The 23,627-nt window shown below is 66.6% G+C and carries 19 protein-coding genes and 1 pseudogene; 7 read left to right on the top strand and 13 right to left on the bottom strand.

What is annotated here, in order from left to right:
* The 11 genes and pseudogenes from Manayef4_RS08030 to Manayef4_RS07980 all read right to left on the bottom strand — a co-directional run.
* Positions 1-237 (bottom strand): annotated as a pseudogene (locus tag Manayef4_RS08030) (hypothetical protein); the annotation flags it as partial.
* A 477-nt stretch (positions 238-714) separates the two neighbouring features.
* Positions 715-1,350 carry a hypothetical protein gene (locus Manayef4_RS08025; protein ID WP_070131161.1) on the bottom strand — a complete coding sequence of 212 codons (636 nt, stop codon included), beginning with the start codon at positions 1,348-1,350 and terminating at the stop codon, positions 715-717.
* Entirely contained in the window at positions 1,347-3,629 is a 2,283-nt protein-coding gene (locus Manayef4_RS08020; protein ID WP_139140039.1) for a hypothetical protein, read from the bottom strand. Before Manayef4_RS08020 ends, Manayef4_RS08025 begins: the two co-directional genes overlap by 4 nt.
* The gene (locus Manayef4_RS08015) at positions 3,622-4,746 is read right to left on the bottom strand and encodes a hypothetical protein (RefSeq protein WP_139140038.1); all 1,125 of its coding nucleotides are present in this window, start codon (positions 4,744-4,746) and stop codon (positions 3,622-3,624) included. Before Manayef4_RS08015 ends, Manayef4_RS08020 begins: the two co-directional genes overlap by 8 nt.
* A 193-nt stretch (positions 4,747-4,939) precedes the next feature.
* Positions 4,940-5,617, bottom strand: coding sequence for a Crp/Fnr family transcriptional regulator (locus tag Manayef4_RS08010; protein WP_070131158.1), 678 nt, complete (start codon positions 5,615-5,617; stop codon positions 4,940-4,942).
* Positions 5,618-5,893: 276 nt separating this feature from the next.
* Positions 5,894-6,289 (bottom strand): hypothetical protein, encoded by a 396-nt coding sequence (locus Manayef4_RS08005; RefSeq protein WP_308726802.1) that lies wholly within the window; start codon positions 6,287-6,289, stop codon positions 5,894-5,896.
* Positions 6,290-6,553: 264 nt separating this feature from the next.
* A complete protein-coding gene (locus Manayef4_RS08000; protein ID WP_049760935.1) occupies positions 6,554-7,417 on the bottom strand; it encodes a rhomboid-like protein in 864 nt (287 codons plus the stop codon).
* A gap of 249 nt (positions 7,418-7,666) precedes the next feature.
* Positions 7,667-8,773: an alpha/beta hydrolase-fold protein gene (locus tag Manayef4_RS07995; RefSeq protein WP_254665521.1), complete on the bottom strand. Its 1,107-nt coding sequence runs from the start codon at positions 8,771-8,773 to the stop codon at positions 7,667-7,669.
* Positions 8,774-8,870: 97 nt separating this feature from the next.
* Entirely contained in the window at positions 8,871-10,802 is a 1,932-nt protein-coding gene (locus tag Manayef4_RS07990; RefSeq protein WP_070131156.1) for a phosphatidylglycerol lysyltransferase domain-containing protein, read from the bottom strand.
* A 986-nt stretch (positions 10,803-11,788) separates the two neighbouring features.
* Positions 11,789-12,526, bottom strand: a complete 738-nt coding sequence (locus Manayef4_RS07985) for a ribonuclease BN (RefSeq protein ID WP_254665520.1) — start codon at positions 12,524-12,526, stop codon at positions 11,789-11,791.
* Between the two features lie 319 nt (positions 12,527-12,845).
* Positions 12,846-13,478, bottom strand: a complete 633-nt coding sequence (locus Manayef4_RS07980; protein ID WP_070131155.1) for a GAP family protein — start codon at positions 13,476-13,478, stop codon at positions 12,846-12,848.
* A 791-nt stretch (positions 13,479-14,269) separates the two neighbouring features.
* Here Manayef4_RS07980 and Manayef4_RS07975 point away from each other — a divergent pair.
* Both Manayef4_RS07975 and Manayef4_RS25830 read left to right on the top strand, forming a co-directional pair.
* Positions 14,270-15,211, top strand: a complete 942-nt coding sequence (locus Manayef4_RS07975; RefSeq protein ID WP_070131154.1) for a ParA family protein — start codon at positions 14,270-14,272, stop codon at positions 15,209-15,211.
* 317 nt (positions 15,212-15,528) lie between these two features.
* Entirely contained in the window at positions 15,529-15,771 is a 243-nt protein-coding gene (locus Manayef4_RS25830) for a hypothetical protein (RefSeq protein ID WP_254665519.1), read from the top strand.
* Positions 15,772-15,831: 60 nt separating this feature from the next.
* Here Manayef4_RS25830 and Manayef4_RS07965 read toward each other — a convergent pair whose 3' ends face one another.
* Complete coding sequence (locus tag Manayef4_RS07965; protein ID WP_070131153.1) at positions 15,832-16,383, bottom strand: hypothetical protein; 552 nt, start codon at positions 16,381-16,383, stop codon at positions 15,832-15,834.
* A gap of 504 nt (positions 16,384-16,887) precedes the next feature.
* The gene (locus Manayef4_RS07960; protein WP_011437141.1) at positions 16,888-17,283 is read right to left on the bottom strand and encodes a helix-turn-helix domain-containing protein; all 396 of its coding nucleotides are present in this window, start codon (positions 17,281-17,283) and stop codon (positions 16,888-16,890) included.
* A gap of 61 nt (positions 17,284-17,344) precedes the next feature.
* Here Manayef4_RS07960 and Manayef4_RS07955 point away from each other — a divergent pair, with 61 nt between their 5' ends.
* The 5 genes from Manayef4_RS07955 (at position 17,345) to Manayef4_RS07935 (ending at position 23,608) form a co-directional block, all read left to right on the top strand.
* The gene (locus Manayef4_RS07955; protein ID WP_175443344.1) at positions 17,345-18,841 is read left to right on the top strand and encodes an MFS transporter; all 1,497 of its coding nucleotides are present in this window, start codon (positions 17,345-17,347) and stop codon (positions 18,839-18,841) included.
* 461 nt (positions 18,842-19,302) lie between these two features.
* On the top strand, positions 19,303-19,725 hold the full coding sequence (locus Manayef4_RS07950) for a rhodanese-like domain-containing protein (protein ID WP_070131151.1): 423 nt from the start codon (positions 19,303-19,305) through the stop codon (positions 19,723-19,725).
* A 221-nt stretch (positions 19,726-19,946) separates the two neighbouring features.
* Entirely contained in the window at positions 19,947-20,915 is a 969-nt protein-coding gene (locus Manayef4_RS07945; protein WP_070131150.1) for an isocyanide synthase family protein, read from the top strand.
* Complete coding sequence (locus tag Manayef4_RS07940) at positions 20,912-21,724, top strand: TauD/TfdA family dioxygenase (protein WP_070131149.1); 813 nt, start codon at positions 20,912-20,914, stop codon at positions 21,722-21,724. Before Manayef4_RS07945 ends, Manayef4_RS07940 begins: the two co-directional genes overlap by 4 nt.
* Before the next feature lie 27 nt (positions 21,725-21,751).
* Positions 21,752-23,608, top strand: a complete 1,857-nt coding sequence (locus Manayef4_RS07935) for a tryptophan 7-halogenase (protein ID WP_070131148.1) — start codon at positions 21,752-21,754, stop codon at positions 23,606-23,608.
* The last annotated feature ends 19 nt before the right edge of the window (positions 23,609-23,627 follow it).

Here is a 23,627-nt window from a genome sequence, read left to right as displayed (position 1 = left end):
CCACCCGTCCTTACCGTTCCAGCCGTCCCACCCGTCCTTACCGTCCCACCGGTCCTTGCCGTCCCAGCCGTCCCAGCCGTCCTTACCCCAATGATCCTTGGCGATCTTTTCATCCACCGGGCCACCGAGATAGCTCGACGCCAGCGCGCTCGTAGYCGCCGGCCCCACGGTGACGAACACTGCCGCCGCCGTAGACACCGCGACAACCGCGGCTTTCCGCCTCACGGACTTGTCCACGCTTCCTCCAGAACCGAGAGAGAGTGAATCGCTACTATCGGTAACAGAGACTAGCGTGCTCGACGAGGTCCGCAAACGGATCATCGACCGACTTCGACGATCAGCTAGCCACGGAGCGTGGCCTTAGCGGGATGAAGAGGAGATTCCAACTCCTATACACCCGCTGGAAAGGGAGATGCGGAATGTTGAGGTTCGCGGTTCACGGACTCCCACCACGCATGGTAATTGTCGGGTGGGTAGTAGGCGGTCATGCCCTTCGGCATGAATCGGTCCAATTCTGACAACGGCGCCTCGTCCGGAGTGATATACGTCAGCTGCCGGGTCGCAGGAGGAGATGGCGCGGTCCGCCTCCTGACGGATCCACCCGGCCCAGGCGAGCGCTGCTGCGTGTTCGGATTCCTCCGGCGTGTCGCCGGCATCCGTCGAGGGCAGGCCACGCTTCCGCCGCAGCCAGAAGTGATCAAGGTGGTCTATCGACTACAAAATGGCCTGGGAGGCGGGATACAGCTGCTTCAGTAGTTYGYCGAACTCCCCCGATGTGTTCCATCTGTCKAGCACGATTCCGAGCTGCGCGGCAAGGTCGCCTCGCCTGCCGTCCGCTGGATCTGGGAGGACTGCCTGTATGATCGCCTCGGCATGCTTTTCGAAGGTCATGTCGTCGTCCACAGTGTGTTCCCACTTCCGCGGCCTCGGCAATCGGCTCTCCGCCTTTGGACTGATCACTGAGACGAGATAGTCCAGCACGGGCATCGCCCGGCCTGTTGCCTCGATATCCRCATCGCCGCGAGCCAGGTGCCAGACCGCCGCCGAGTCCGCGGCAGAGAACACCTGAGCGAGATCACGCCGTCTCTCCAGCTCGCGTTGGTACTCGYCGGAGAGGACGGGAACCGGGGTCATCGCCATCGTAGGGACTACCACTGGCGACGGAGGAGMCTTCTCCGCATCCAGAATCCCGCGCACCGGCCACGCCTGGACGACTGTCACTCCTGTCAGAGCGAGCGCAAGAACTACCCAGATCAACAACGGCCCGCCCACGATCCACCCCAGAAGAAGCGGCGTGGCGAGGAGACCGAAAAGGTTCATGACGAAGACGACCCACTGACTCCTGGTCATCGTTGTTCCTCTCGTCCTGCGGCGGGCGACGGCTGGGTGTCACCTGGCGAGGAGGGCGGACGCAAGCCGACATCCTCCCCGAAGAGCTCCTTATCGATCCGGTCGAGGAGATAGGTGCGAACTGCGGCCTGGTCGGGCGCCATCGAATCCCCCAGCGGCCGATCCACCCAACGACCGAGGATCGCCCGCAGCGATGAAAGCAGATCAAAACGTTCACGCAGCGCGTCGACGAGCAAGTCCGGTAAAATCGTCGGCCCCCGCCCAACAGCCTGCACCACGTCATCCAGCCAGAGATGGACCAGCCCGATCGTTTCCTTCGAGGGCGGCGCATCGGCCTCGAGCACAAGGATCCACCCGCCACGGAAAAGCTCCCCGCATTCGGGATCGTCGACAGGCCGCCATCCGACGGCGTCCCTGGCATACAACCGAGAGGCCGACACCAGGCGCAGAAAAACCTCCGCGTTCCCCGTCGATCCGCGGACGGCATAGGGCGCTCTCACGGACCGGCCAAGTACATAGCGATAGTTGTCCCGGTCGGCGCTTGCCAGGGTCTCGACGGCATCGATGGCCGCGCTGGCAACCTGCGGATTCTCATGCGCGGCGAAGTTGTGCAGTCGGGTCAACGCCTGAAACGGATAGATATCATATATTATTTTACCAGAGAGCTCGATACACATACGCGCCAGGTAGGCGTCCAGCCGATGATCCTCCGACCATGCACGGATCCGCTGCCGGAACTTCCGGCCRCCGGTTCCCTCCGCTCCCTCCTCCAGGCCMTTCGTAAGCAGGCCCAAGCACGCGGGGATCGCGGCGACACGACGGCGACCGATCCAGTGATACGCAAGATCCAGGGCATCATCGGCTCGATCACTCCGCAACGACTCCTCGGTGAACCGTTCCGCGAACCTCGTCAGAACATCGTTGGGCCAAAAGATCCCCGGCGGCGARGGAAGCCGTTCCGCCCAATCGAGAAAGGCCGGACGCAACGTCGGGTAGTTGTCCCAGGCATAGTGGCGCGCGGCCACGCCGAATCCCGTCTTCTCAAAACGGATCGGTCTCTGCTCGTCGCGGACGACACCGATCTCTCCCAGGCGGGCCAGAAAACCTGGGCGGGTCAACGCGTGGTCATCTGGAAGGCGAAACTCACCGGCCCGGGCGAGCTCCCGTTGCGCAACGAACACCAGGTCCCGATCCGCGTCCTCCAGCATGGCCGCTGTGATGAGAAGGAGAGCGTTCATGCCGGTCCGATCGTTCTCGAGCAGACAGTCGATCTCCTTCCCATAATCGCTGTCCTGCCGTTTGACCTCCCGCCAGGCCAACCGGAGGCAGTCCGGCAGAGCCGCGCCCGGACGCATACCCAGGAGTTTCGCTGACGCTACGGCCACCCGGCTCACCTGATACAGCGTGGCGGCCCCGAGATCGGCGAGATCGGCGGACTTTTCGATGATCTTTACTATCGTCGCAAGATCAGGCTGCGCGCTTGGTTGCATGGATACGGCGAGGTGTGATTGCAGCACGGCACGCCAGTCCGGCCGGCTCAYCTCGGGCACGAGTCGCCGCAGCTCGRCCGGCAGCCATCTCACCGAGTCCGCTGGAAGAATGACMGCCAGATAGCGGGCCGAGCCGGCAACGACGTCCCGCAGCGCCTCAAGCCGCTTCGCCAGTTCCTCGGAGCGAGACGGCATCAATTCGGACAGGTCGAGAAGATACCGCGCCTGATCGTCCAACGCTTTCTGGGGAATGTCCGGCTCGTCGTCTGCCTCGACATCGGCGGGAATACGCTCAATCCTCTCCGTCCCGGCCCTGGCACCACCGGCTCCAGCCACCAGCATCCACGCCGCGGCGTGGATGCCGTCTCCGGGGGATCCCGAGAGCAGCACCAGGCGGTGTTTTTCTATCTTTTCCGCCGCATCCGCGAAGCCGGTGGGCCGAACGAACACTCCGCTCAGCTCGCGAAGAGTCGCGCCGGAGATGGCTTCGGGCCGGCGAACTCGCTTCTTTGCCAGGTCGATCAGATTCACAATATTCTTGATGTCGCCGTTTCCCAGATGGGTCTGCGCCCGATTGTCACCACTTACCGAGCCGCCGACGTTGCCTGCTCCACCGGATTTTCCTGCCCCGCTGACATTACCGGTGTTCCCGGCCCCCGGTGGTTCGGCGGCGGCCGCTGCGCCGGCGCCGGCTGCTTTCTCGTCCGGGGGCACATTACCCGGCGGTTCGTGCGGCAAGGTTTCATCCGCTGGACTGGCGCCAGGCATAAGACTCCGGATGTCAGTCATCGTGTGCGCCCTCCACGCCCGAAGTCCCCTTTTCGTCCACGGCTCCGGGGTCCGGGGCCGTGGTCGGGGATCCCTGCGTGAAGTTAGAATCACCAAAATTAGGGCGGTCGAGCGGCGCGGCGAACTGGTGGCCCTGGCCATAGTGTTCCGGGCCATGGTGCTCGGTACGCGGCCCGATCTGCTGGTCGCCGCGTGGGGCGTGGGTATCTCTACGGGTTGTGCGGATCGGACCAGACGCGGTGTTGATGTCACCGATGCCCACGTGCGTCTGCGGCCGATTATCCCCGAAGACCGATCCGCCGACGTTGCTGATACCACCGATATTTCTGATGCCGCTGATATTTCTGGTAGCGCCGCTCTGCCCAAGGTCGRCTCGGCTACGGTCCGATGGCGTGGAAGCCTCGGCCGCCGCCCGCGACGGTGCGGCTGGAACCTCGGGAACGCGGAAGCCGCGGTGCAGCAGGCCGCCCGACGGTCTCGGCACATACAGGTACGCCTCGTCGCGGTATGTCTTCACCTCGACGGGGGCCTTCACGAACAAGGAGTCGTCCAGCCCGCTGTAACCRCTGAGCACGGCGTCCTCGTAGGCCCGTGACGACAGGATCGCGGCCACCAGGGTCGTCCGGGGATTCGACTCTTCCAGCAGGTGTCGTACCGCGGCGGCGTCAAGCTGGCGGTGCAGGGCAATACGGGCCGCACCGCTGCCGTCACCCAGCCGGTTCGTCCCCRAATCGGTCGTCGATCCCACGTGCAGGCTCACCCGCATCCGCAGCGTCCGGTCGGCCGCGGCAGGTGCGACGGGCGCGACCTTGTTCCRGTACTCCAGCTCCTGCTGGAGGTTGTCCAGGAACGGGTGGACGAGCAACGGCAGCATCGAGGGCTCGAAGCMGAGCACGTACCCGTCGCCGGTGGTGTCGGAGAAACGTTCCATCGATGGTGATTCGGACCAGCCAGAACGCGCGAACGCTCCGGTGAGGATGTCCGGCACCGCCCGCGTCATGTCCTCGTGCCAGCGTCCGGGGTAGCCGCTGAAATCCTTGATGTCGACGACGAGCAGGGCCCGGTAAGGGGGCATTGCCATGCTGTCGGTGCCGCCATGGACCGGTGTAGAGGCCATCGCTGAATCCTTCGCGTTCGCGGGAGAGCACGGATGTCGTGCCCGTGTTCTTCAGCGTCGCGGCGGAAGAGTGACAAAAACGTCCATCGACGGACGGTTCAACGGTGGCACGGACCACATCTCGTCGGCCCACCGGCTCCCGTCAACGGAGAACCAGCGGACGACCTGGAGCCCGCCGGGCCAGCCGGCATGCTCAGCCGGTCGTGATGCCCACCTCGGCCCGCRACCGTGAGATATCCGCCACCGCGAGCCGTGGCCCCGGCCTCAGCACCTGTTCCTCTCGCAATGCCGCCACATGTGYGGCCACCGTGCTCCGGGCGAGTCCCAGGGACTCCGCGACGGCATCGAGCGAGAACGGCACCCGCATCGGATCGGGCAGCTCCGGTCCGGCGAGGGCGACCAGTTCCAACAGCAGGCGGGCGACCCGCTGCCGCGGCGAGAAATGCACGAGCTGATGCTGATAGGGAACCGTTTCGGACAGCTTGCTCACCACGTAGTCAGCCAGCGCTCCCTGAACACCGTGCCGCCGCAGGAAGGAGTCGAGCGTGGCGGCGGAGACCCGATGCGCCTCGCATCGATCGATCGCCTGCACCGTGGCGGTGCGTCCGGTTCCGATTCGCGCCATCTCACCGATCATGTCCCCGGGCGAGCGCAGCGCCAGCAGGAGGGCCGAGCCCTCCGCGTCCACGCGCACCACCTTTACCCGGCCGGTGGTCAGCAGAAGCAGGAAATCATCTGGATCGCCCTGACGCAGCAGCACCTGCCGCGACCGGAAATGGCACCGGGAACCGCATGACAACAACGCCTGCCAGAGACGGTCGCCGAGGATAGCCTGCATTCCCCGCCGGGCAGGCCRGACAGAATTGGTCATCCCACAGAAGTATCGCGGATCGGGCCCRCATTCGGCGCCGCCACCGAGAGGATGCGACTGAGGTGACCGACCAGCGGTCTTGTCCGATCAATCCTTTCTATCCGGTTCGCCCGATTCGCTCTCGGCCGCGATGCACCGATGCACCGATGTACCGATGTACCGTGCCGCGGATGGTCGAACTGCTGCCATCCGCGGCACGGCGCCCGGCTCCCCGTGCCATCGGCGCAGGGCCTCGTTCACCGGCCGGGCCGGGCCCCGGGTGGACGGGTTACTCGACTACTCGACGCCCTCGAAAATCCAGCCCCTGTCCTCCCTGAAGATAGGTGACAGGGCAACCAGCGGCGGGTAGATGAGCGCCGGGTGAAGTCCCAGGGTCAGTTCATTGTCCGGGACACCGATGGTGAAGGTACCCGACTGGGGACCATCAGCGATCTTCCATTCACGCGGCTCCGGGAGCACACGTACCCGCTCGAATGTGTCCGGGTCACCATCGAAGCTCACAAAAGCCCCGCCGGACGGCTTGCGGATCGTGTAGGTGTCGTCGTTGGCGCGCCGCACCTGCCACACCTGCCCGCCGCCGTTGCCGTCAGGCAGAAGGACGAGGTTGCCCCCGCCCACGTCGGTGAGGGTCTGCTGCCCGGCGATGCTGATCCGGTAGATGCCGTCGATCACACTTGCCACGCTTGGCTCCTCTTCCGTCAAAGGAACAACTGGTCACGGTTGCAACCAGCCGCGATTGAGAATGTTGCTGCCTGCACCAGAGTCAGAAGGAAGATCTTCTCTTTGATGACATGATGAGACCCTTTTTGGCGGTTCGATGAGCCAGGAAAGCTCTGCGATGGGGCACTGGACGAGCAGACCGTGGTGGCAGCGGACAGCCAGGACGCTAACACCATCATGCCCGCTGGCGTCGGCGTTTCGGATCAGCGGCGCACACTAAAAATGCAGATCAAGACCCGACTCGCGCCGTCCACGTATCCAACGATATCTTCGCACACCAAACCGCGCTTTGTGGCCGGACTTCGCCCTCCTGTTCCCCCCGACGTCCCACCAGCCGCGCCGAGCGGTGTCCCGCCGCGCCGCGGCGCGGCGGCGCACCGGTGGCGCGAGCCCCGCGAGCGCACCGAGGGCGAGGGCCGCCGTATGGCCGACCGCGTCGAGCTCCCCACGGCTCACCCCCTTCATCATCACGGGGAGTACGACGACGAAGGTCAGTGACGCCAGAGCGCGCAGCGACCGGCGGGAGGGCAGCACCACGAGCGCGGTCAGGGCGGTCGCCACGACATAGCTCGGCCCGACATCCAGGACGTGCAGAGCGGTCCGCGGCAACCCGCCRGTGACGACCCGCAGGTCCAGCACACCCTGGGAGATCAACGTCGCCCCGGCGTGCCCACCCAGCACGACGGCCAGCGCGGTGGCGCCTCCCGCCGTCGCCTCCAAGCCGCCCACGGCCAGGCCCGCGAACATGAGCCACGGCGCCAACGGCCCCTCGGGCAGCCACGGAATACTGCCCACAAGCACCCCGAGGGGATGGTGGCGCATCTGGTCGAAGGTTGTGCTCATGGCCCACTGCCAGCGGGTCGCCGTGGCCGGGTCGACGTACTGGAACACCCGCGCCGCGACGAGGGCGCCGAGCAAGGAGTCGGTCACCGGCAGCCGCCACACGACCGACCACGGGCGTCCCGACCACGGGCTGGCGGCGCCCTCGGCCCCGTGAACGTGCTCCGCGCCGGCGGGGCCGTCGTCACCTCTGGCGGTACCGTCGTCGCCTCCGGCGGGGGCCGGTGTGCGGACGGTCATGGGACTCCGGCCCCCGGTCCACCTCGGATGTTCTCCGCCGGCGCGGCCCATCCCCGCTGATCGCCCCGGCCTGGAATCGAGCACGCCACGGAACACTCCCGCCTGACGAGAAGCAGGGCCCATCTGAAGAATGTCTTCGCCCGGCGCTGTCATTCCCGGCACCGCGGCAGCCGACCAGATGTGCCACGGTCGCGCCGGGCGGATGGTCGCGCCGGGCGGATGGTCACGCCGGGCGGACGGGGCCGACAGTCACGCCGGGCGGATGGTCACGCCGGGCGGTACCGCCCACAGCAGGCTGTCTCGAAGCGCCGGACGCCACACGCCGAAGTCGTGGCCGCCGGGGCGCAGCCGCAGCACGACGTCGAAGCCCGGACGCTCCCCCAGGGCGCGGGCCATCGCCTCCGTGTCGCCCAACGCCTCATGATCGCCATGTCCGCAGTCCAGCCACACCCGCATCGGCGGGAATGGTGGGAGCGTCGCCGCGTACCGGGCCGGGGTGTTCGCCGCCACGACCAGAGCGAGATCGGGCCGGTTCCCGAACAGGCCGACCATCCCGCCGTCGTGGGTCGGTTTCGACATCCCGGACATATCAATGATMGTCTCGACGAGGTCACGGTGGCRTAGCCCGAGGTTCAGCGCGCAGAACCCGCCGGCGGACATTCCGACGAAGATCCGGTCGGCTCGGTCCGCGATGGCGCGCAACCGCCGGTCGACCGTCGAGATCACGTCGTCGATCAGATAGGTCTCGATGTTCTCGCCGGGCCGGTCGACGCATTCGCTGTCGTCGAGCCAACCGTGACTCAGTCGCGGGGCGACGAGGATCGCGGGCCGGCCGACCCCGGCAAGCAGCGCGCCGACCTGCGCGGCCCGGCCCGCCCGGTACCAGTCGACCGGCACCCCCGGCGAGCCATGCAGAAGGTAGACGACGGGGAACCGGACGTGCGGTTCGGTGAAGTACTGGGGCGGGAGGTACACCAGTGCCTGCTTTGCCTCCTTCACACCGAACCCGCTGTGCGTGCCGGGGACCAACAGGTCGATAACCGATCCGTCCGGGTGCGGCGGCGCTGGCGCCACAGCCTCCCGCGCCGACCCCGTCGGCCAGGACTTCACCCCGATGACGTCGTCGACCCGCGGCAGGTAGCCGTAGTAGGCATTGACCAGATCCGCCGCCGTCACCAACGTGAGCAGCATGGCGAGGACGCCCATCCCGAACGCGGCGGGGCGTCCCACCCGGTTCCGATGCCCCGCCCGGCGCCGGTGGGCCAGYCACCCGCAGCCTGCCCAGCAGGCGAGCGACATTCCCGCCAGGGACAGCAGGAACCACTTCCCGATGACGACCAGGGACCCCAAATCCACGCTCCCCTGCGAGTGTGTCCACGGTGTAGACAATATGGACGACGTAGACAATATGGACGACGTAGACAATATGGACGACGTAGACTGAAGGTGATGGTCAGTCCGGCCCGGGGCCGGTCGAGGTGTCCTTTCTTCGGGCACGGTGATGGAGGCCGGCCGTCCCAGGCCGGGGCAGTCGGGACAACCGGGATAGTCGGGACAACCGGGATAGCCCGGACAGATGGTCGCGCCAGCAGGGCCAGACCAGGAAGGCCTCGGCTTCGAGCATCGCCAAGGCGATCCGTGGTAGCTCGGAACTGGCGGGGTAGCAGATATAACGGGGCTGCCAGGTGGGTTGAAATTTGGCGTTGAACCGGTACAAGCTATCGATTTGGAACCAGCGGGACAAGAATATTAACAGGGAACGCCAGCAGCGGATGACCGGCCCGGCGCCCAGGCGCTCGCCGCGTTCGAGCGCGGACCGGAAGAACGCAAAGTTCAGCGACAGCCGTTCGACGCCCAGCTCGCGGGCCTGGCGCAGGGCGCTGACGATGAGGAACTCGTTCAGCCCGTTGTCGGCGGTCCGGTCCCGCGTCATCGCGTCCAGCGACAGGCCGTTGGGGCCCCACGGCACGAAATGCAGCAGGGCGCGCAGCCGGGGCTCGGTGCCGGCCGCGTCGGCATGCGACGTGCCGTCCTCGATGCCGCTTGTCGTGTCGTTCGCCGGGTGGCCCGGAGCACCGTTCACCGGGTCGTCCGCGTCGTGGGGACCCGCGTCATGGGGACCCGCGTCATGGGAGAACGCCATCACGGCTACGCAGTCGCCGTCCGCGCCGCCGCCGAGGCGGCCGAGCGCCATCGAGAAGCCCCGTTCCGTCTGGGTACCCCGCCAGGCAGCGGCCTGTGCCTTCAGCCGGGCGATGTCGGCCGGCGCGAGATCGCCGACCCGCCGCGCGACCGCGGTGTAGCCGGCGCGTTCCACCCGGGCGACCGCCTGGCGAACGTTACGCATCGCCCGGCCCTCCAGCGTGAACGACGCCGTGTCGACGATGGCCTCGTCACCGAATTCCAGCGCGCACAGCCCGGCGCGGGTCCAGGCGAAGCCACCCGCCTCCGAGCAGCCGAGGACCGCCGGCGTCCACGCATGATCGGCCGCCTCACGCAGGAACTCCCTGATGGCCCCCGGCCAGGCCTCCCGGTCACCGAGCGGGTCTCCGCTGGCCAGCATCACGCCGGAGACCACCCGGTAGGCCACGCAGGCCTTGCCGGTCGGTGACCAGATCACCGACTTGTCCGACCGCAGCGCGAAGTATCCCAGCGAGTCGGCCTTGCCGTGCCGGGCCAGCAGGGCACGTATCCGTTCCTCGTCGGAGTCGGTCAGCCGGGGCCGGGGCTCGGGCGGTCGCAGCGCGAGGTAGCCGGTGGTCACTATGGTCAACAGGCCCATCGTCAGCAGCACGCGGGCGGCGAGGCCGGAGAACCGGTCGGAGGTGAACCGTAGCGGACCGGGGATCCCGACGAGTCCCTCGACGATCTGTTCGAACTGGKCGGACAGCGAATGCGGGCCGACGATCCGGTCCTGGCGCACATAAAGCAGCAGGAACCCGATCCCGATCGAGACGACAGTGAGCAGCAGGCCGACGCCRAGCGCCCGCCAACGCGTCGACGGGTCGCCCTTGGCCCGGAACTCCCCGTGGACCAGCAGCAGGGCGATGAGCAGCGCGGCCGATCCGGCCGCCTCCTCGTAGTCCAGACCCTTGGCAACGTGGAGCACGATGCTCACGCCGAGCAGGACCACCACGGCCCGCCAAGCCCGCCGCTTGCGGCGGCGCAGCCCCGGCGTCAGCAGCACGAGCAGCATGCCGACGACGACGGTGAACGCGGCGGCCTGCTGGGAGGCCGCGGGGGGCAGGAGCACCCGCAGGTCCTCCAGGCGGGAGCGCCACTCCGGGGTGACCGCGGAGATGACGTCCACCAGGCCGACAACCAGAGCCAGCAGCGCGGCGATCCGAGGCGCCCACGGCTGTTTCCAGGGGGGCAGCACGGGCATCCGGCCGCTCTTCCTGCCGGGACGGACGCCGGGTGATGTCGTCGACGGCGGGGCAGATGACGGCTGTGAGGCAGACGACGCCGGTGAGGCAGACGACGCCGGTGAGGCAGACGGGGCACGCGGTGCCTGGGGGGCAGGCTGTGCGGAAGGGACAGGAGGGACGGGAGAGGCCGCGGACCCCCGACCGACCGGACCAGACCGGGCGGACAGGCCCCGGCGGGCGCCGGGCCGCCCGGGTTCCGGCCGCACCGCCGGGCGTGGCCACCACCGGCGCCGGATGACGGCGCGCTCGTTCGCCTCGGGCGGCGCGTTTCCCCCCCGCCGCCCGTCGGCGGGGCGCCCGGCCGAGGTGCCCGATGCCCCGGTCCCGCTCGAGATTCTCATGATCCCTATCGTCTCCCGATGGGTCGCTTGCTATGGCGCTCAGGACCTGGAGACGATAAACCGCCCCGTCACGGACGTTCCTCGTGCCACCCGATCGTAGCCGGGCCGAGTCGCGGGGTGGTCACGCGCAGAAGGCGCCGAGTCGTGGACGAGGGCCAGGCGGGCGTCCCGGGCCGGCAGGGAAGGACGACCTGGACGATCTCCGCCCGAACGTCTAGACACACCCAGCAGACCAGCTCACATACGACATTTAGGCAGTTAACTCACTTATCTAGCTCACTTATTACTCCCATCCGGACGGAGGTGACCCTGTGAGGTCGATCCGCGGTCTACTCATCCTGCGCTGCCGCTGCGGCCATGCGCGTCATGACCACGAGCACTACCGGCCCGGCTCGGATTGCGGCCGATGCGGGTGCCCGGCTTGGACCCTGTGGAGGCGACGTTGACGCCCCTGAACCTAGGGTAAGACGGGCAGGACGCCAGTCAACCAGATCAGCCGCTTACACAGCGTCACCTCCTGCTGTCCGCCGGACACGATCAACACCAGGTCACACGTCATTGGCCCTTGTGGCCCTCGGCGCCGATCMGCGCACCGGCTCAGCTCATGATTTCCGGGCTTGGTCTCGGCCCGTCCTCCTCCCGATGTGAAACTTTCTGAGGATGCCGGCGACCGACAGCTCGGTGTCGAGATACCACGTGCCGACGATTACCCCCCCGATGAGGACGACACCGAAACCGATCAGCCACGACAGGATGGTGAACACGACCCCGATCCCGCCATAGCTGCGCTCGTTCGCCACGATGGAAGCCGAGAATGCCAGCCGGCTGACGACACCCAGACCAGTCAGGCCGATCGTCGTGAACAGGGCTGTCGGCCACGAGTCCCGCCAGCTCATCCGGCCGATGGTGAGTACCCGGACCCCGACCCACAAGAAGAGCGCCAGGATCACGGTGGCTACCAGGCCGTAGCAGACCTGACCAGCCACGGTGCCGGTGAGCAGCGCCCCGAGACTCGTGGTAGCGACGAGAAAGAAGATCAATCCGCAGAGCCAGCCGACCTGGGCCAGTAGGCCGCGTAGCCCGAATGGCTTCAGTCTGAAGACCCGCACATAAATGGACTGGACGGACGCGGCCAGACTCAGTCCGCCAATTATCAGCCAGAGCACTCCCAGTACTGTCCAGCCGGTGAGGACGGTTCCGCTCCGCGGGGTAAAGAGTCGTTCCACGGCCATCGCCGCATCATGGCTCAACCCCATGCGCGCGATGATTATGTCCGCCGCACCGCCCTGCCGCAGTGGCGACAGCGCCGCCAGCGTGATGACAAAAGGAAAGAAAATCATMAGGATCATCGCGGCGAGATTCATCGCCCTGTTAATCAGATCCGCCTCACGTAGTCTGGACGCCAGGTCTCCTACCGGGGACTGCCCCGCACGCCCCCGGGCTGTCCCGACGCGCGCACAGAGCGTCCTGATCGGCCGCCACGGCGCGCCGCTGCGGTGAGCGCCAGCGCCGCCGGACGGCCGCGACGCAGGATTGTTATTACTCGTACGCCAGCTCCGGGGCATGGCGTCCTCCCCACAGCACCGGGTTCATCGCCGGATCCGCCGAATGCCCTGTGTGCGGCGCTCGCCCTCCGGGGCGGGGACTCAGGCAGCCGCTTCAGTCGATGATGAGGGCGATGAAAATGATGCAGACGATTATGTTGATGAGCCAGCTGTGAGTGTTCATCCAGTCTCGGACGCGCGGTGCGGCGACTTCTGCCCGTCTATGGAACAGTAGTCGGGCAAGCAGCGGCAGTGCCGCCACCGTAACGGTCAGYCCGATGAACGGGAGTGCTGCCGCATAGGACGCGTTGTTCTGCTGCAGGTGTATTCCAACCGTCATCATAATCACGATGTCCGAGGGCATCAGCAGAATGACGAACAGTCCGACTTGGAACGCCTTCATCAGATCTGCCRCCATCAGCGTCGTCAGCCATTTCGGCGGCTCCACCGTTTCGCGCCGCACCCAGTTCTTCACGGCGGCGACTGCCAACAGGCCCACCAGTACGTACTGGATGATCTGGCCGRCCGAACCGTTACTCCTCGAACTTCCCAGGTCGACGGCGCTGTCCAGCAAGGCGGCGAGGCCCATCATGACGGCCACACCGGCCGCTGTCGCGGCCGCCACACCGGCCAGGAACCCCAGGGATACCCGCCCGGCTCGTGGCGTGGTAACGAAGATGATCGCCGACATGATCTGCGGTCCGATCATCATGGTGATTGCCAGCGGGAGAATCTGGAGACCGTCCATGGATGCTCCCCACCGCTTGACCATGCTGATTCACGCGAGACTCCTAGCCCTCTCGCGCTCGAACTCCTGGTCGTTGAGCAGTCCGCGGCGGTGCAGGTCTCCGAGCTTGGCCAGCTCGTCTGCAATAATGGTCGCGCGGGTCGCGGCGCGGRTGTAGCCGCGGACCGCTTCCTCGCTCGCCGAGCCAACAGCCGGACCGGGTCCTCCCGGCCCCGCGCGCGTCGGGTGCGCCGATTACCACAGCCATTACCTACCGCCTGCTCGCCGCGTCAAACCCAGCATCACCCGAAACTCACCCTCTCGTCTCGGCCCGATGCCGCAGACGGTGGCCGGGGGCACTAGGTGAGCAGGGGCACTGACGGAAGACGGTCGGCTTGGGGTGTCCGGCCGGACTTGCGGGCCTTCGTCTTGGTACCGTCCCACTTCGCTTGAGTTGACCATGGTGTACCCACCAGTCGGCTAGGTCCAGCGTGGCGGCAGTCCGGAGCCGGTGCGCGGCTGGCTGCCCTACGACCTCTCCCACGACCCTCCCAACGTGCGATCAGCTGGACGATCGATGGTCATCGGCGRCCAAATGTCCACGCACGGCACTCACCCGTCCGGGGGATCCTGGAAGTGGYGTCAACGGCACGTGGTGTGCTGGCAGGAAGAAGGCCGGMGCGGGTTACGCGTACGGACGACGGCGCCAGTGCGCGACAGGGGGACCGCCGGATGACACATCATCGAAGTCCACGAAGCCAACCTGACGGCTACCTTAATATATCGCGGTCATCCACAAGAGCGGTGACACCGTGAAAGTGGTCTCCGTCATGAACTACAAGGGCGGAGTCGGAAAGACCACTCTGACGGCGAACATCGGCGCGGAGATCGCCCGCTGGGGAAAACGGGTTCTTCTGATCGATCTTGATCCGCAGGCGAGCCTCACCTTCTCCTTCTACCGGCCGGAGGACTGGCGGGCGCACCTCGCCGAGGGCCGGACCATCAAACAGTGGTTCGAAGCCTGGCGGATGGACGGGCCGGTGCCGGGACTCGAGGTACTCGTCACCGCCCCCACGGTGGCGAACTCCCGCATCGCGCATAACGGTGGCCGGCTCGACCTGATCGCGTCCCACCTTGCCCTCGGCGACGTCGAGATGGATCTCGCCGCGCGGTTGGGTGGGGCACAGATCCACCGGTCGACACGCCACTACTTCGACGTCTATCTGCGTCTCGCGGCCGGGCTTGCCACCCTGCCCGGGCGGCTCTACGATCTGGTGCTCATCGACTGCCCGCCGAACTTCGGCGTCATCACGAGGTCCGCCGTGGCGGCCAGCGACCAGCTGCTCATCCCGGCCCGCCCGGACGAGCTGTCCACCCTCGGAATCGATCACCTGCAGTCCCGGCTGCGCCGGTTCACCTGGGAATTCAACCAGGTCGCTGATCTGCAGGCCGACCTCCGGCCGGCCGTGAAGAAACTGGAACCGATGATTCTGGGCGTCGTCTTCACGATGGTCCAGTACTACGGTGGTCAGCCCGTCTCGGCGCTGCGGCCCTACATAGCACAGACCAGAAGCCTCGGGCTGCCCGTCTTCGATGCGATGCTTCGGGAGAGCAACAAGCACTTCGCCGGCGCGGCCCGCGCCCAGCTCCYCGCCATTCTCACCGAGCAGCTCAGCCGGGAACTCGCCTGGGAACTGCAGAGCCTGGTCGAGGAGTTCCTCAAACGCATCCGGACGGCGAACCATGGCTCCTGACAGTCGRCCCGCCAGCCACCCGGGTCGGGATGCGGCCCGTCTCGGGGCTGTTCTCCTGCGCCAGGTGTCCGATCTGCTCGACACCCTGGACGTCCGGCAGCTTGACGATCTCGTGGCGGGTCGGGCGCGGCTCGCGGTCGTCCCCACGCCCACAGCAGCGCCCACGCCCACAGCAGCGCCCACGCCCACAGCAGCGCCCACGCCCACAGCAGCGCCCCACAGCAGCGCCCACGCCCACAGCAGCGCCCACGCCCACGGCCACGGCAGCAGACCCGGGCGGTCGTGCCGCGGCGGACGGCTCCCGGCTCCCGGCGTCCGTGGACGTCGAGAAGCTGCACGCGACACTGGTCGCCGCCGCGAGCCGGGAGGAAGCCCGGGAGCACCTGGCTGCCCTGGGCCGGATTCCGGTCCCGCAGCTACGGGCCCTGGCGGGCGCCCTGGGTGTCGACGGTGTCGGCGGCAGGGATCCGAAAGCCACCGTGATCCGAAAGATCGTGGACGGGACCATCGGTTTCCGGCTCAGCTCCCGGGCGATGCTGGCCGGGGAATCCGAACTGTAGAGCCGCGTTCTCCGACCGTTCTCCGGCCGGTGGAGCCGTCGGCTGGCCCGCTCCCGCCGGTCATGCCGCACCGAGCAGGAGGCCGAATCCGGTCATCAACACGGCGACGGCGAGTACCAGCGAGGTCACGAGATTACGCATGGTGACTCGGCGGGGAGCGCCGTCGAGGTCCGGCTGCGCCTCGGGCTCGCGCGGTGGAATCCGCAGGGCGAGCACGATCGGGTGAAACGGCGAGACGCGGTTCGGCGGCCAGGCGACCKCCCGCAGATCGCGCCGTTTGAAGGGGGCGTGACTCGCGCATCCGGTGAGCCAGCCGTTGACCGGGGTCTCGCAGATGCCGTCGTCGGTCCGGTAGGCCCGGCAGAGCGTCGGCCAACGGAATCCCAACATCACGGTGATCACGAGCAGGGCCACCGGCAGCGCGATCCACGTGCCCCGCAGGGTGAGCCACAGCCCGGCGGCACCGAAGGCGAGATAGCAGGCGAGATGGACATGTTTGCGTTCCCGTCGGCTCCTCGTCCGTGAAGCGGCCCGGCGGGACCGGGTCGGTTGCCGGCGGCGGGCGGACGTCCGGCCCGATCCCGACGAAGATCTCCTGCGCGGCGCTGCCATGACCATCCTCCTGTCTGCCCAGGTGCACGGGTGGGATGCGCCGCGGCGTCACGACAGATGCGTGGCCGTCCGTGCATCTGCGCCGACGGTCACGCCCCGCCCCTCGGCTGGCGTCGCTCCGCGATGGTTCTAGCACAGCTTGATGCCTAATTTAGCGCTTATCCTTTGTTTGCCATCACTTGCCACCAAACGCCAATAATAGGCGTATGATGTGTCCGTATAGCAGTCATGTTTTCAGTCATGCTTCTTCGCGACAGATCTCGATCAAGGCTTTGGCGGATCCCGCCGGCCTGTCGATCAGTACGGTGAAGGCGCGGTCGAGATCGGGCAGCGGATACCGGGGATGATCAGACTGGCCGCGACGAGCCTCGGCCTGGTCCCCACCGGCCTCCTTGTCCGACGGGACACGCGCGGGCGTCCGGGCCGGCCCTGGACCTTCGGCCGCACTGACGCGCCGCCGTTGACACCTGGAGCCGCTCCAGGAAGCTCCTGCTCCTGGCCGGGTTACTCGTCCATGGCACGGAGYAGGCTCGCGGGCAGCGATCGATCCGGGCCGGCTCCCGTAGTCCATCGGGAGCCCCATCGGCCGAGTTCCATCAGGATCGGCGCGAGATCCCGGCCCGCCGACGTCAGTTCGTATTCCGAACGAGGTGGACGTGGCTGATAAAGCCTGCGTTGCAGGATGCCTCGATCGACGAGCCGGTCGAGGCGCCGAGTGAGGGTGTGATCGGAGATCTTCAGACGGGTTCGGAAGTCGTCGTAGCGCCGAGCGCCGCCGAACGCCTCTCGGATGATCAGCAGGGACCAGTGATCGCCGATCAGCCCGAGCGCGCGAGCGGCCGGGCAGTCGGACTCGTCGTGCTGGTCAAGCACCTGGCCAGTGTATCTGTTGACTTCCATTTCGGAAGCATCTAGGATCCCTTCCGAAATGGAAGTCGGTCTCGGGGGAGTGGAGGCGCGTATGTCGAGGTCCGCTCAGCCGAAGGAGTCTGCGGCATCACCACTGCTGCTGCCGGTCGTGTGCCTCGGCCAGTTCCTGGTCGTGTTCAGCCTGTCCAGCGTGAATGTCGCGCTGCCCAGCCTGGCAGCCGATCTTCAGATGAGCCGCGAGACCCAGCCCTACACGGTCACGGCCTACGGGATAGCCCTGGGCAGCCTGCTCCTGCTGGGTGGCAGGGCTGGCGATCTACTCGGCCGACGGCGACTGTTCCGGCTAGGCACGGGGGTCTTCGCGGTCGGCACCGTGGTGTGCACGCTCGCCAACGTGACCGGCGTGCTGCTCGCTGGGCGGGCCCTGGAGGGGCTCGGTGCGGCCATGCTCGCCCCGGCCGCGCTGGGGACGATCAACGCGATCTACCCGCAAGGGCCGAGCAGAAACAAGGCGCTCGGGGTGTTCGGTGCGGTGTCCAGCGCGGCGGCCGGGGTGGGCGTCTTGGCGGGCGGGGTCCTCACCGACGGGCCGGGATGGCGGTGGGCGTTCGCGATCAAAATTCCCTTCTGTCTACTCCTGCTCGCCGTGGTCGGAAGGATCATGCCGGAAACCCGTGACACCCGTTCTCACCACGGCTTCGACATCGCCGGCGCGCTCACCGCGACGGGGTCGATGTTCTCGCTGGTCGTGGCCATCACACAGGCGGAGCAGCGCGGTTTCACCAGCCCGGCGATCCTTGCTCTGTTCGGATCAGCCGCCGTTCTTCTGATCGCCTTCATCGTGATCGAGAGCCGCGGCGACGACCCGCTCATGCCGTTGGCCCTCTTCCGCCGGCGTGGTCTCAGCGTCGCCAACGGCGCGACCCTGCTCGTGTGGGCCAGCTTCGGGTCGGCTTTCCTCCTGGTGGCCCTGTATGTGCAGCAGGTACTCGGCTACAGCCCGATGAAGGCCGGGCTGACATTCGTGCCGATGGCAACCGCGGCCGCGCTCGCGGCCAACGTCGCCCAGGCGACAGCGAGTCGTTCCGCGCGCGGTCCCAAGCCCGCGCTGCTCGTCGGCCTTGTCCTCCTCACTGTCGGCGTGGCCCTCCTGTCCCGGGGCGACGCCGACACCAGGTACACGGCGGTGCTGCTGCCGSCGCTCGTGCTGTGCGGCGCCGGTCTCGCGACCTCCCTCACCGCGCTCAACGTGGCCGCCTTCAGCGGCTCCAACAGCGACGACTCCGGGGTTGAGGCAGGACTCCTGAGCACCTCCCAGGAGATCGGCGCGGCCCTCGGCGTCTCGATTCTCTCGACGGTGTCGGCCCGCGTCATCTCCGATCATCTCGCAGCTCATCCCGGAGATCCGACCGCGATGCTCAGCGGCACGGTCGATGCCTTTCAGGTGTCCTTCGTCGTCGYGGCGGGCATGGCTGCCGGCGCCTTCCTGCTTTCCCTGATCGCCCTCTCGACGCGGGTTGATATCCCCCCGGCCAGCGTGTCGGAAAACCCCCTCGCGGAACCAGCCTCGATAATGCCCTCAAGGTGACACGGTCTCCTTAGACGGGACTTCCGAAGATCGTCGCGCGGGTTCCGCCCGCCTTCTCATCGGATCGAACTCGGCCGCGGCCATGCGGCTGCTCCTGCCAGGCCTCCGCTCCCCTCGTCCCGCTCGCGGCCTCCTCCGCTGGGCCGTGCCGTTTCCTCCTCCCGCAGCACATCCGGCGTCAGTGGCGCTGGCCAGTGATTTCTTTCTGGCCAGCCCGTCAGTACCCGCGCTCCTCAATGAATCGCTCCTTGAGGAGCAGGTCCGCGACCCCGTTTCCCACCCCGTGGGACGGGGTTGTTGTCGTGTTCGGTGGGGTCAGGGGTGATCCCGGCCCGCCGGTAGTGCCCGCTGATATCTCCCTCCAGTCTGTCGCATAGGAGACAGCGGAGTCCTTGTTGCTAAATTGCTACGTATCGCCCAGAGTGGTGATGTCCAGTTGTTCAGGAAGAAAGGATTGGCTGATGGTAGTGCTTGACCAACGGCTGCTCGAGAGTTGTCGACGCTACGTCGACGACATGCCGCCGCGCTTCAACTACATGACTTCCCCCGAGCTGGCCAAATCCCTGGAGTCCCATCCGGACGCATACTTCGTCCTTGACAACCGCACCCCCGAGGCGTATGCGGCGGGCCATATACCGGGTGCCGTGAACATGTGGTTCAAGGACGTGCTGTCCGACAGCAACCTCGCTCTTCTCCCTCGGGACAAGACAATCGTCATCGTATGCTGGGTGGGCCATACGGCCAGTCAGCTCGTCGCCCTGCTCGGTCTGCTGGGTTTCACCGTCGCAGGTCTTCAGTACGGCATGGGTGAAAGCCCGGTGCCCGATTCCCCCCGGGCCGGCTGGCGCGATCTGGGCCTGCCGCTGGAAAAGAAAATTGGCTAGCGAATCGCTCACCTGAGCTGACGCAACGCCTATCTGCCCTCACCGCAGGTCAAGACTTCCAAGAACCCGCTTTGAATCTTGTCTTGACCGCGAACGGCGCTACACCATGGGATCGAATCCCGGTACTCGGCGTGCCGACCGGTCACAGCCCTCTTTGTCAGGCTGGAATACCGGACCGGAGTACTTCTAAAACAGACTCTAAGAGGGAGTCTTAATCAGCCATGCCCAACGAAACCGCAACAGAGATCATCGATCTGCTGTTTCAGTTCCGGCGGCTCTCCGATCCGACGGAGGTCTGCTCGGCCCAGCCCTGCGAGCTCTGCTTCGACATCCATCGCCCAAAGATCGAGTACTGGATCAACCAGAACGAGCCGATCCACTTCGTGATCCTCGCTTTCCCGGCCAAGTCACCCAACAGGCAGAAGGTCCTCGGCTCGCTGCCGGATCTCGCCGAGCGCATCGCGCTCGACTTTCTGCGCTCGATGTGTGAGCACATCGGCCATTTCTATGAGCCCGGAGCCAGGATCACGGTCTGCTCGGACGGGCACGTGTTCGKGGATCTGATCAGTGTCTCCGACGAGGCCATCTCGTCCTACCGCAGCGACCTGGAGGCGCTGCTGGTCGACATCAGAGCACACAATATCGATCTCTACTCACTGGACGACGCGTTCGGCGCCGGTGACTTCACCGAGCTGCGTAGGAAACTGGAGGAAAACTATGCCGCAACGGTGGCGGAACTGCGCCAACAGATCGCCACGAGCCCAGCCACGAAGACGCAGTTCAACGGCATCCACCGTTTCGTGTTCGAGGATCTGCTGGTGCTGCGCCCGGAGACCAGCCGCACTCAACTCCGGCTCGCCAGCAAGGATCTCGCCTACCAGATCGTCCGCCGCAGCAACGCCTGGAGCCGACTCGTCGCCGAGCAGTTCCCGTCCGCCGTCCGCCTGTCGATCCACCCCCAGCCCTGCCATTCCGAGAAAATCGGCATCCATATGATCAGAACCAGGGACAACTGGCTCACTCCCTGGCATGGCGTCGCCATGGACGACGGCAACAGTGTCACGCTGATAAAGCGCAGCACCGCCGAAAAGCTGAACGCGTCGGTGGTCTGGCGCAATGGACGACCGAGTCACTTCGTCGCTCCGCATCTCATGCGGACGGATTCGAGGGTGAAGGAGACCGTCTCGTGAGTGCCGGGGCACTGGTCGACGCCAGCTCGGCGCCGCGGCGTTCGCTGCATCCGTTCGGACTGTTGATCGAATCATCCAGTGACACGGATCTGACCGCCGTGCCACCCGAGGAGTTGACCCGGTTCGTCGCGGATTCGAAGCTGCTGGTGCTACGAGGTTTCCAATCTCCTTCGACCACCGATCTCGTCGCCTACTGCCGGCGAATGGGCGAGATCCTGACCTGGGACTTCGGGGAGGTGCTGGACCTGACGGTGCACGAGGACCCACAGAACTACCTGTTCACCACGGGTCCGGTGYCCTTCCACTGGGACGGCGCGTTCGCCCGGCTCACGCCACGCTTCATCGTGTTCCGCTGCCTACGCGCTCCCGACCCGGATAGCGGYGGGGAGACGACTTTCTGCGACACCGCCCGCATTATTTCCGCCGCGCCTGCGCACCTGCGTGACACCTGGGCCGGCGTCCGGATCGACTACCAGACCGAAAAGATCAAGCACTACGGCGGGCACATCGTGCAGGACCTCGTGGTGCCCCATGCCGTGACGGGTGTGCCGACTCTTCGTTTTGCCGAGGCGCTCGACCCAGCCGAATATCTCAATCCGCTGTTCCTCGACATCCACGGCGTCTCACGGAATGATCGCGAGGACTTTCTCGACGATCTGTCGGCCCGGCTCTACGACCCGTCCGTCAGCTACGCGCACGCATGGCGTTCCGGCGATGTCGTGATCGCGGACAACCATGCGCTGCTACACGGTCGACGGTCTTACTCACTGGCCTCCTCGCGGCGACTCCAACGCATTCATGTGATCTGAGCAAAGATTCGAGGAAATGGAGAAGACATGCGGGATCATTACGACGTTATTATCGCCGGCGGCGGGCCGGCGGGCTCTACACTGGCCGCGCTGCTCGCCCGCACGTCGGACCTGAAAGTAGCGATCTTCGAGAAGGATGAGTTCCCGCGCGAGCACATCGGCGAGTCGTTCGCGCACCCGTTGATCCCGGTGCTGGCAGAGAGCGGAGCGCTCGCGAAGGTGCTGGCCAGCAACTGCTGGGTAAAGAAATTTGGCGGTATCTACAGCTGGGCGCGGCAGGGTCCGAGCCGGGCGTTCTTCGACCACGCGAACTGGGCGGTGGACGGGGTACACCGATGGGCACTGCACGTCAACCGTTCAGAGTTCGACCAGATCCTGCTGGAACACGCCCGGGACCTCGGAGTCGACGTCACCACCGGGATGGCCGTCACCGACTTCGCCGCGGCCGCCAACGGCTGTCAGGTGACGCTCRCCGACGGCACCGCCGTGTCCGGCGCGTACTTCGTCGATGCCTCCGGTCGCCAGCAGAGCCTGGTCACCAAAAAGCCTCGCGAATGGTTGTCCGGCTACCGGAACATCGCGATCTGGCAGCACTACCTGGGCGGCCTGCCGGCCCAGGGGCTCGACGGCGACTGGAACATCTTCCGGGAGAAGAACCTCTCGCCGATCGGTTGCTTCGCGTTTCCCGACGGCTGGTGCTGGTACATCCCCGTCCCCAGGATCGTGAACGGGGAGCGKGTGCTCACGCACTCGATCGGCATCGTGACGAGCCCGGAGGTGCTGAAGGAACCCGGGAAGGACTTCACGGACTCCGAGGTCTTTCTGCGCACCGTCCGCGGCGTGCCGCGGCTGGCCGACCTGGTGGCCGAGGTGACGCCGATCTCCGACCAGATGATGACGGTCACCAACTACTCCCGGGTCAATGAGCGCTTCGCCGACCTCGACCGGCACTGGATCCTGATCGGCGATGCCTCCTACTTCGTGGACCCCCTCTTCTCGTCCGGGGTCGCGTTCGCGGCCAACCAGGCGGCCTCGGCGGCGCTGCTGCTGCGCACCACGCTGCGCGCCGAACTCTCCCCGGGTCTGGTGAGAGATCTGTGGCAGGACTACGACCACGAGTGGCACGGAATGGCCGAGGTGTTCGCGCTCTCGATTGATCAGTGGTATCACATGATCGGCGCGGACAACCCGGGCAGCGCATACTGGCRCCGGCGCAATTCGAGTCCGCATCTGGACATGCCCGATCGGTCCTTCGACGCGCTGCTCAACACGGCGTTCACCCCCGACCTGCTCCTGATCATGACGCGCGGCACCGGCCGAATGTCCGACCTGGCGATCGACGGTCCGTACCAGCAGGMTCGCGCGCACGTGATGCTGACGGAGCCGGAACCGGACGCCGTGCTGGTCGCCGCTCCCGGAGTCCGGATGCGGGCCGGCGTGGCGCTGGATGTCCCCGGCTTCAAAGCGGTGCTCCCACCGGCCGACCTCGAACTGGACACGCCCGCCGCGGTACGGGCCGCCGTCGCCGAGTACTGGACCGATCCGGTGGCGGCCGAGGCGAACGGCGGCCTCGGCGTGCCTTCTCCGACCGCCTCCCCAGTACCGTGCCACCGTTTCGAGTTCGATTCCGACGCACTCGTCGATTCCGGCTCAGGCGCGACGGGGTTTTCGGTGCGCGGGGTGGACAGTCACGACGGYGCACCGCAGCTGTGGGAGATACTCAGCCGCGGTCCGGTCGTCTACGGCGAGCTCGGCTCGCGGCTCGCCCCCGGTCAGCGGGTGCTGCTGCAGCGGCTGATAAAGGCCGGAATGGTCACCGTCAAGACCGCGGCGAGGCAGACCACGCCGGGGACTGAAGCCGCCGAGGTCACCCTCGCGGACTGACCGAAGCGGCGGCCGGCCA

The sequence above is a fragment of the Frankia sp. CgMI4 genome, assembly GCF_001756285.1.
In the GTDB taxonomy this organism is placed as follows: domain Bacteria; phylum Actinomycetota; class Actinomycetes; order Frankiales; family Frankiaceae; genus Frankia; species Frankia casuarinae.
This window is presented reverse-complemented; position numbering and strand designations above follow the sequence as displayed.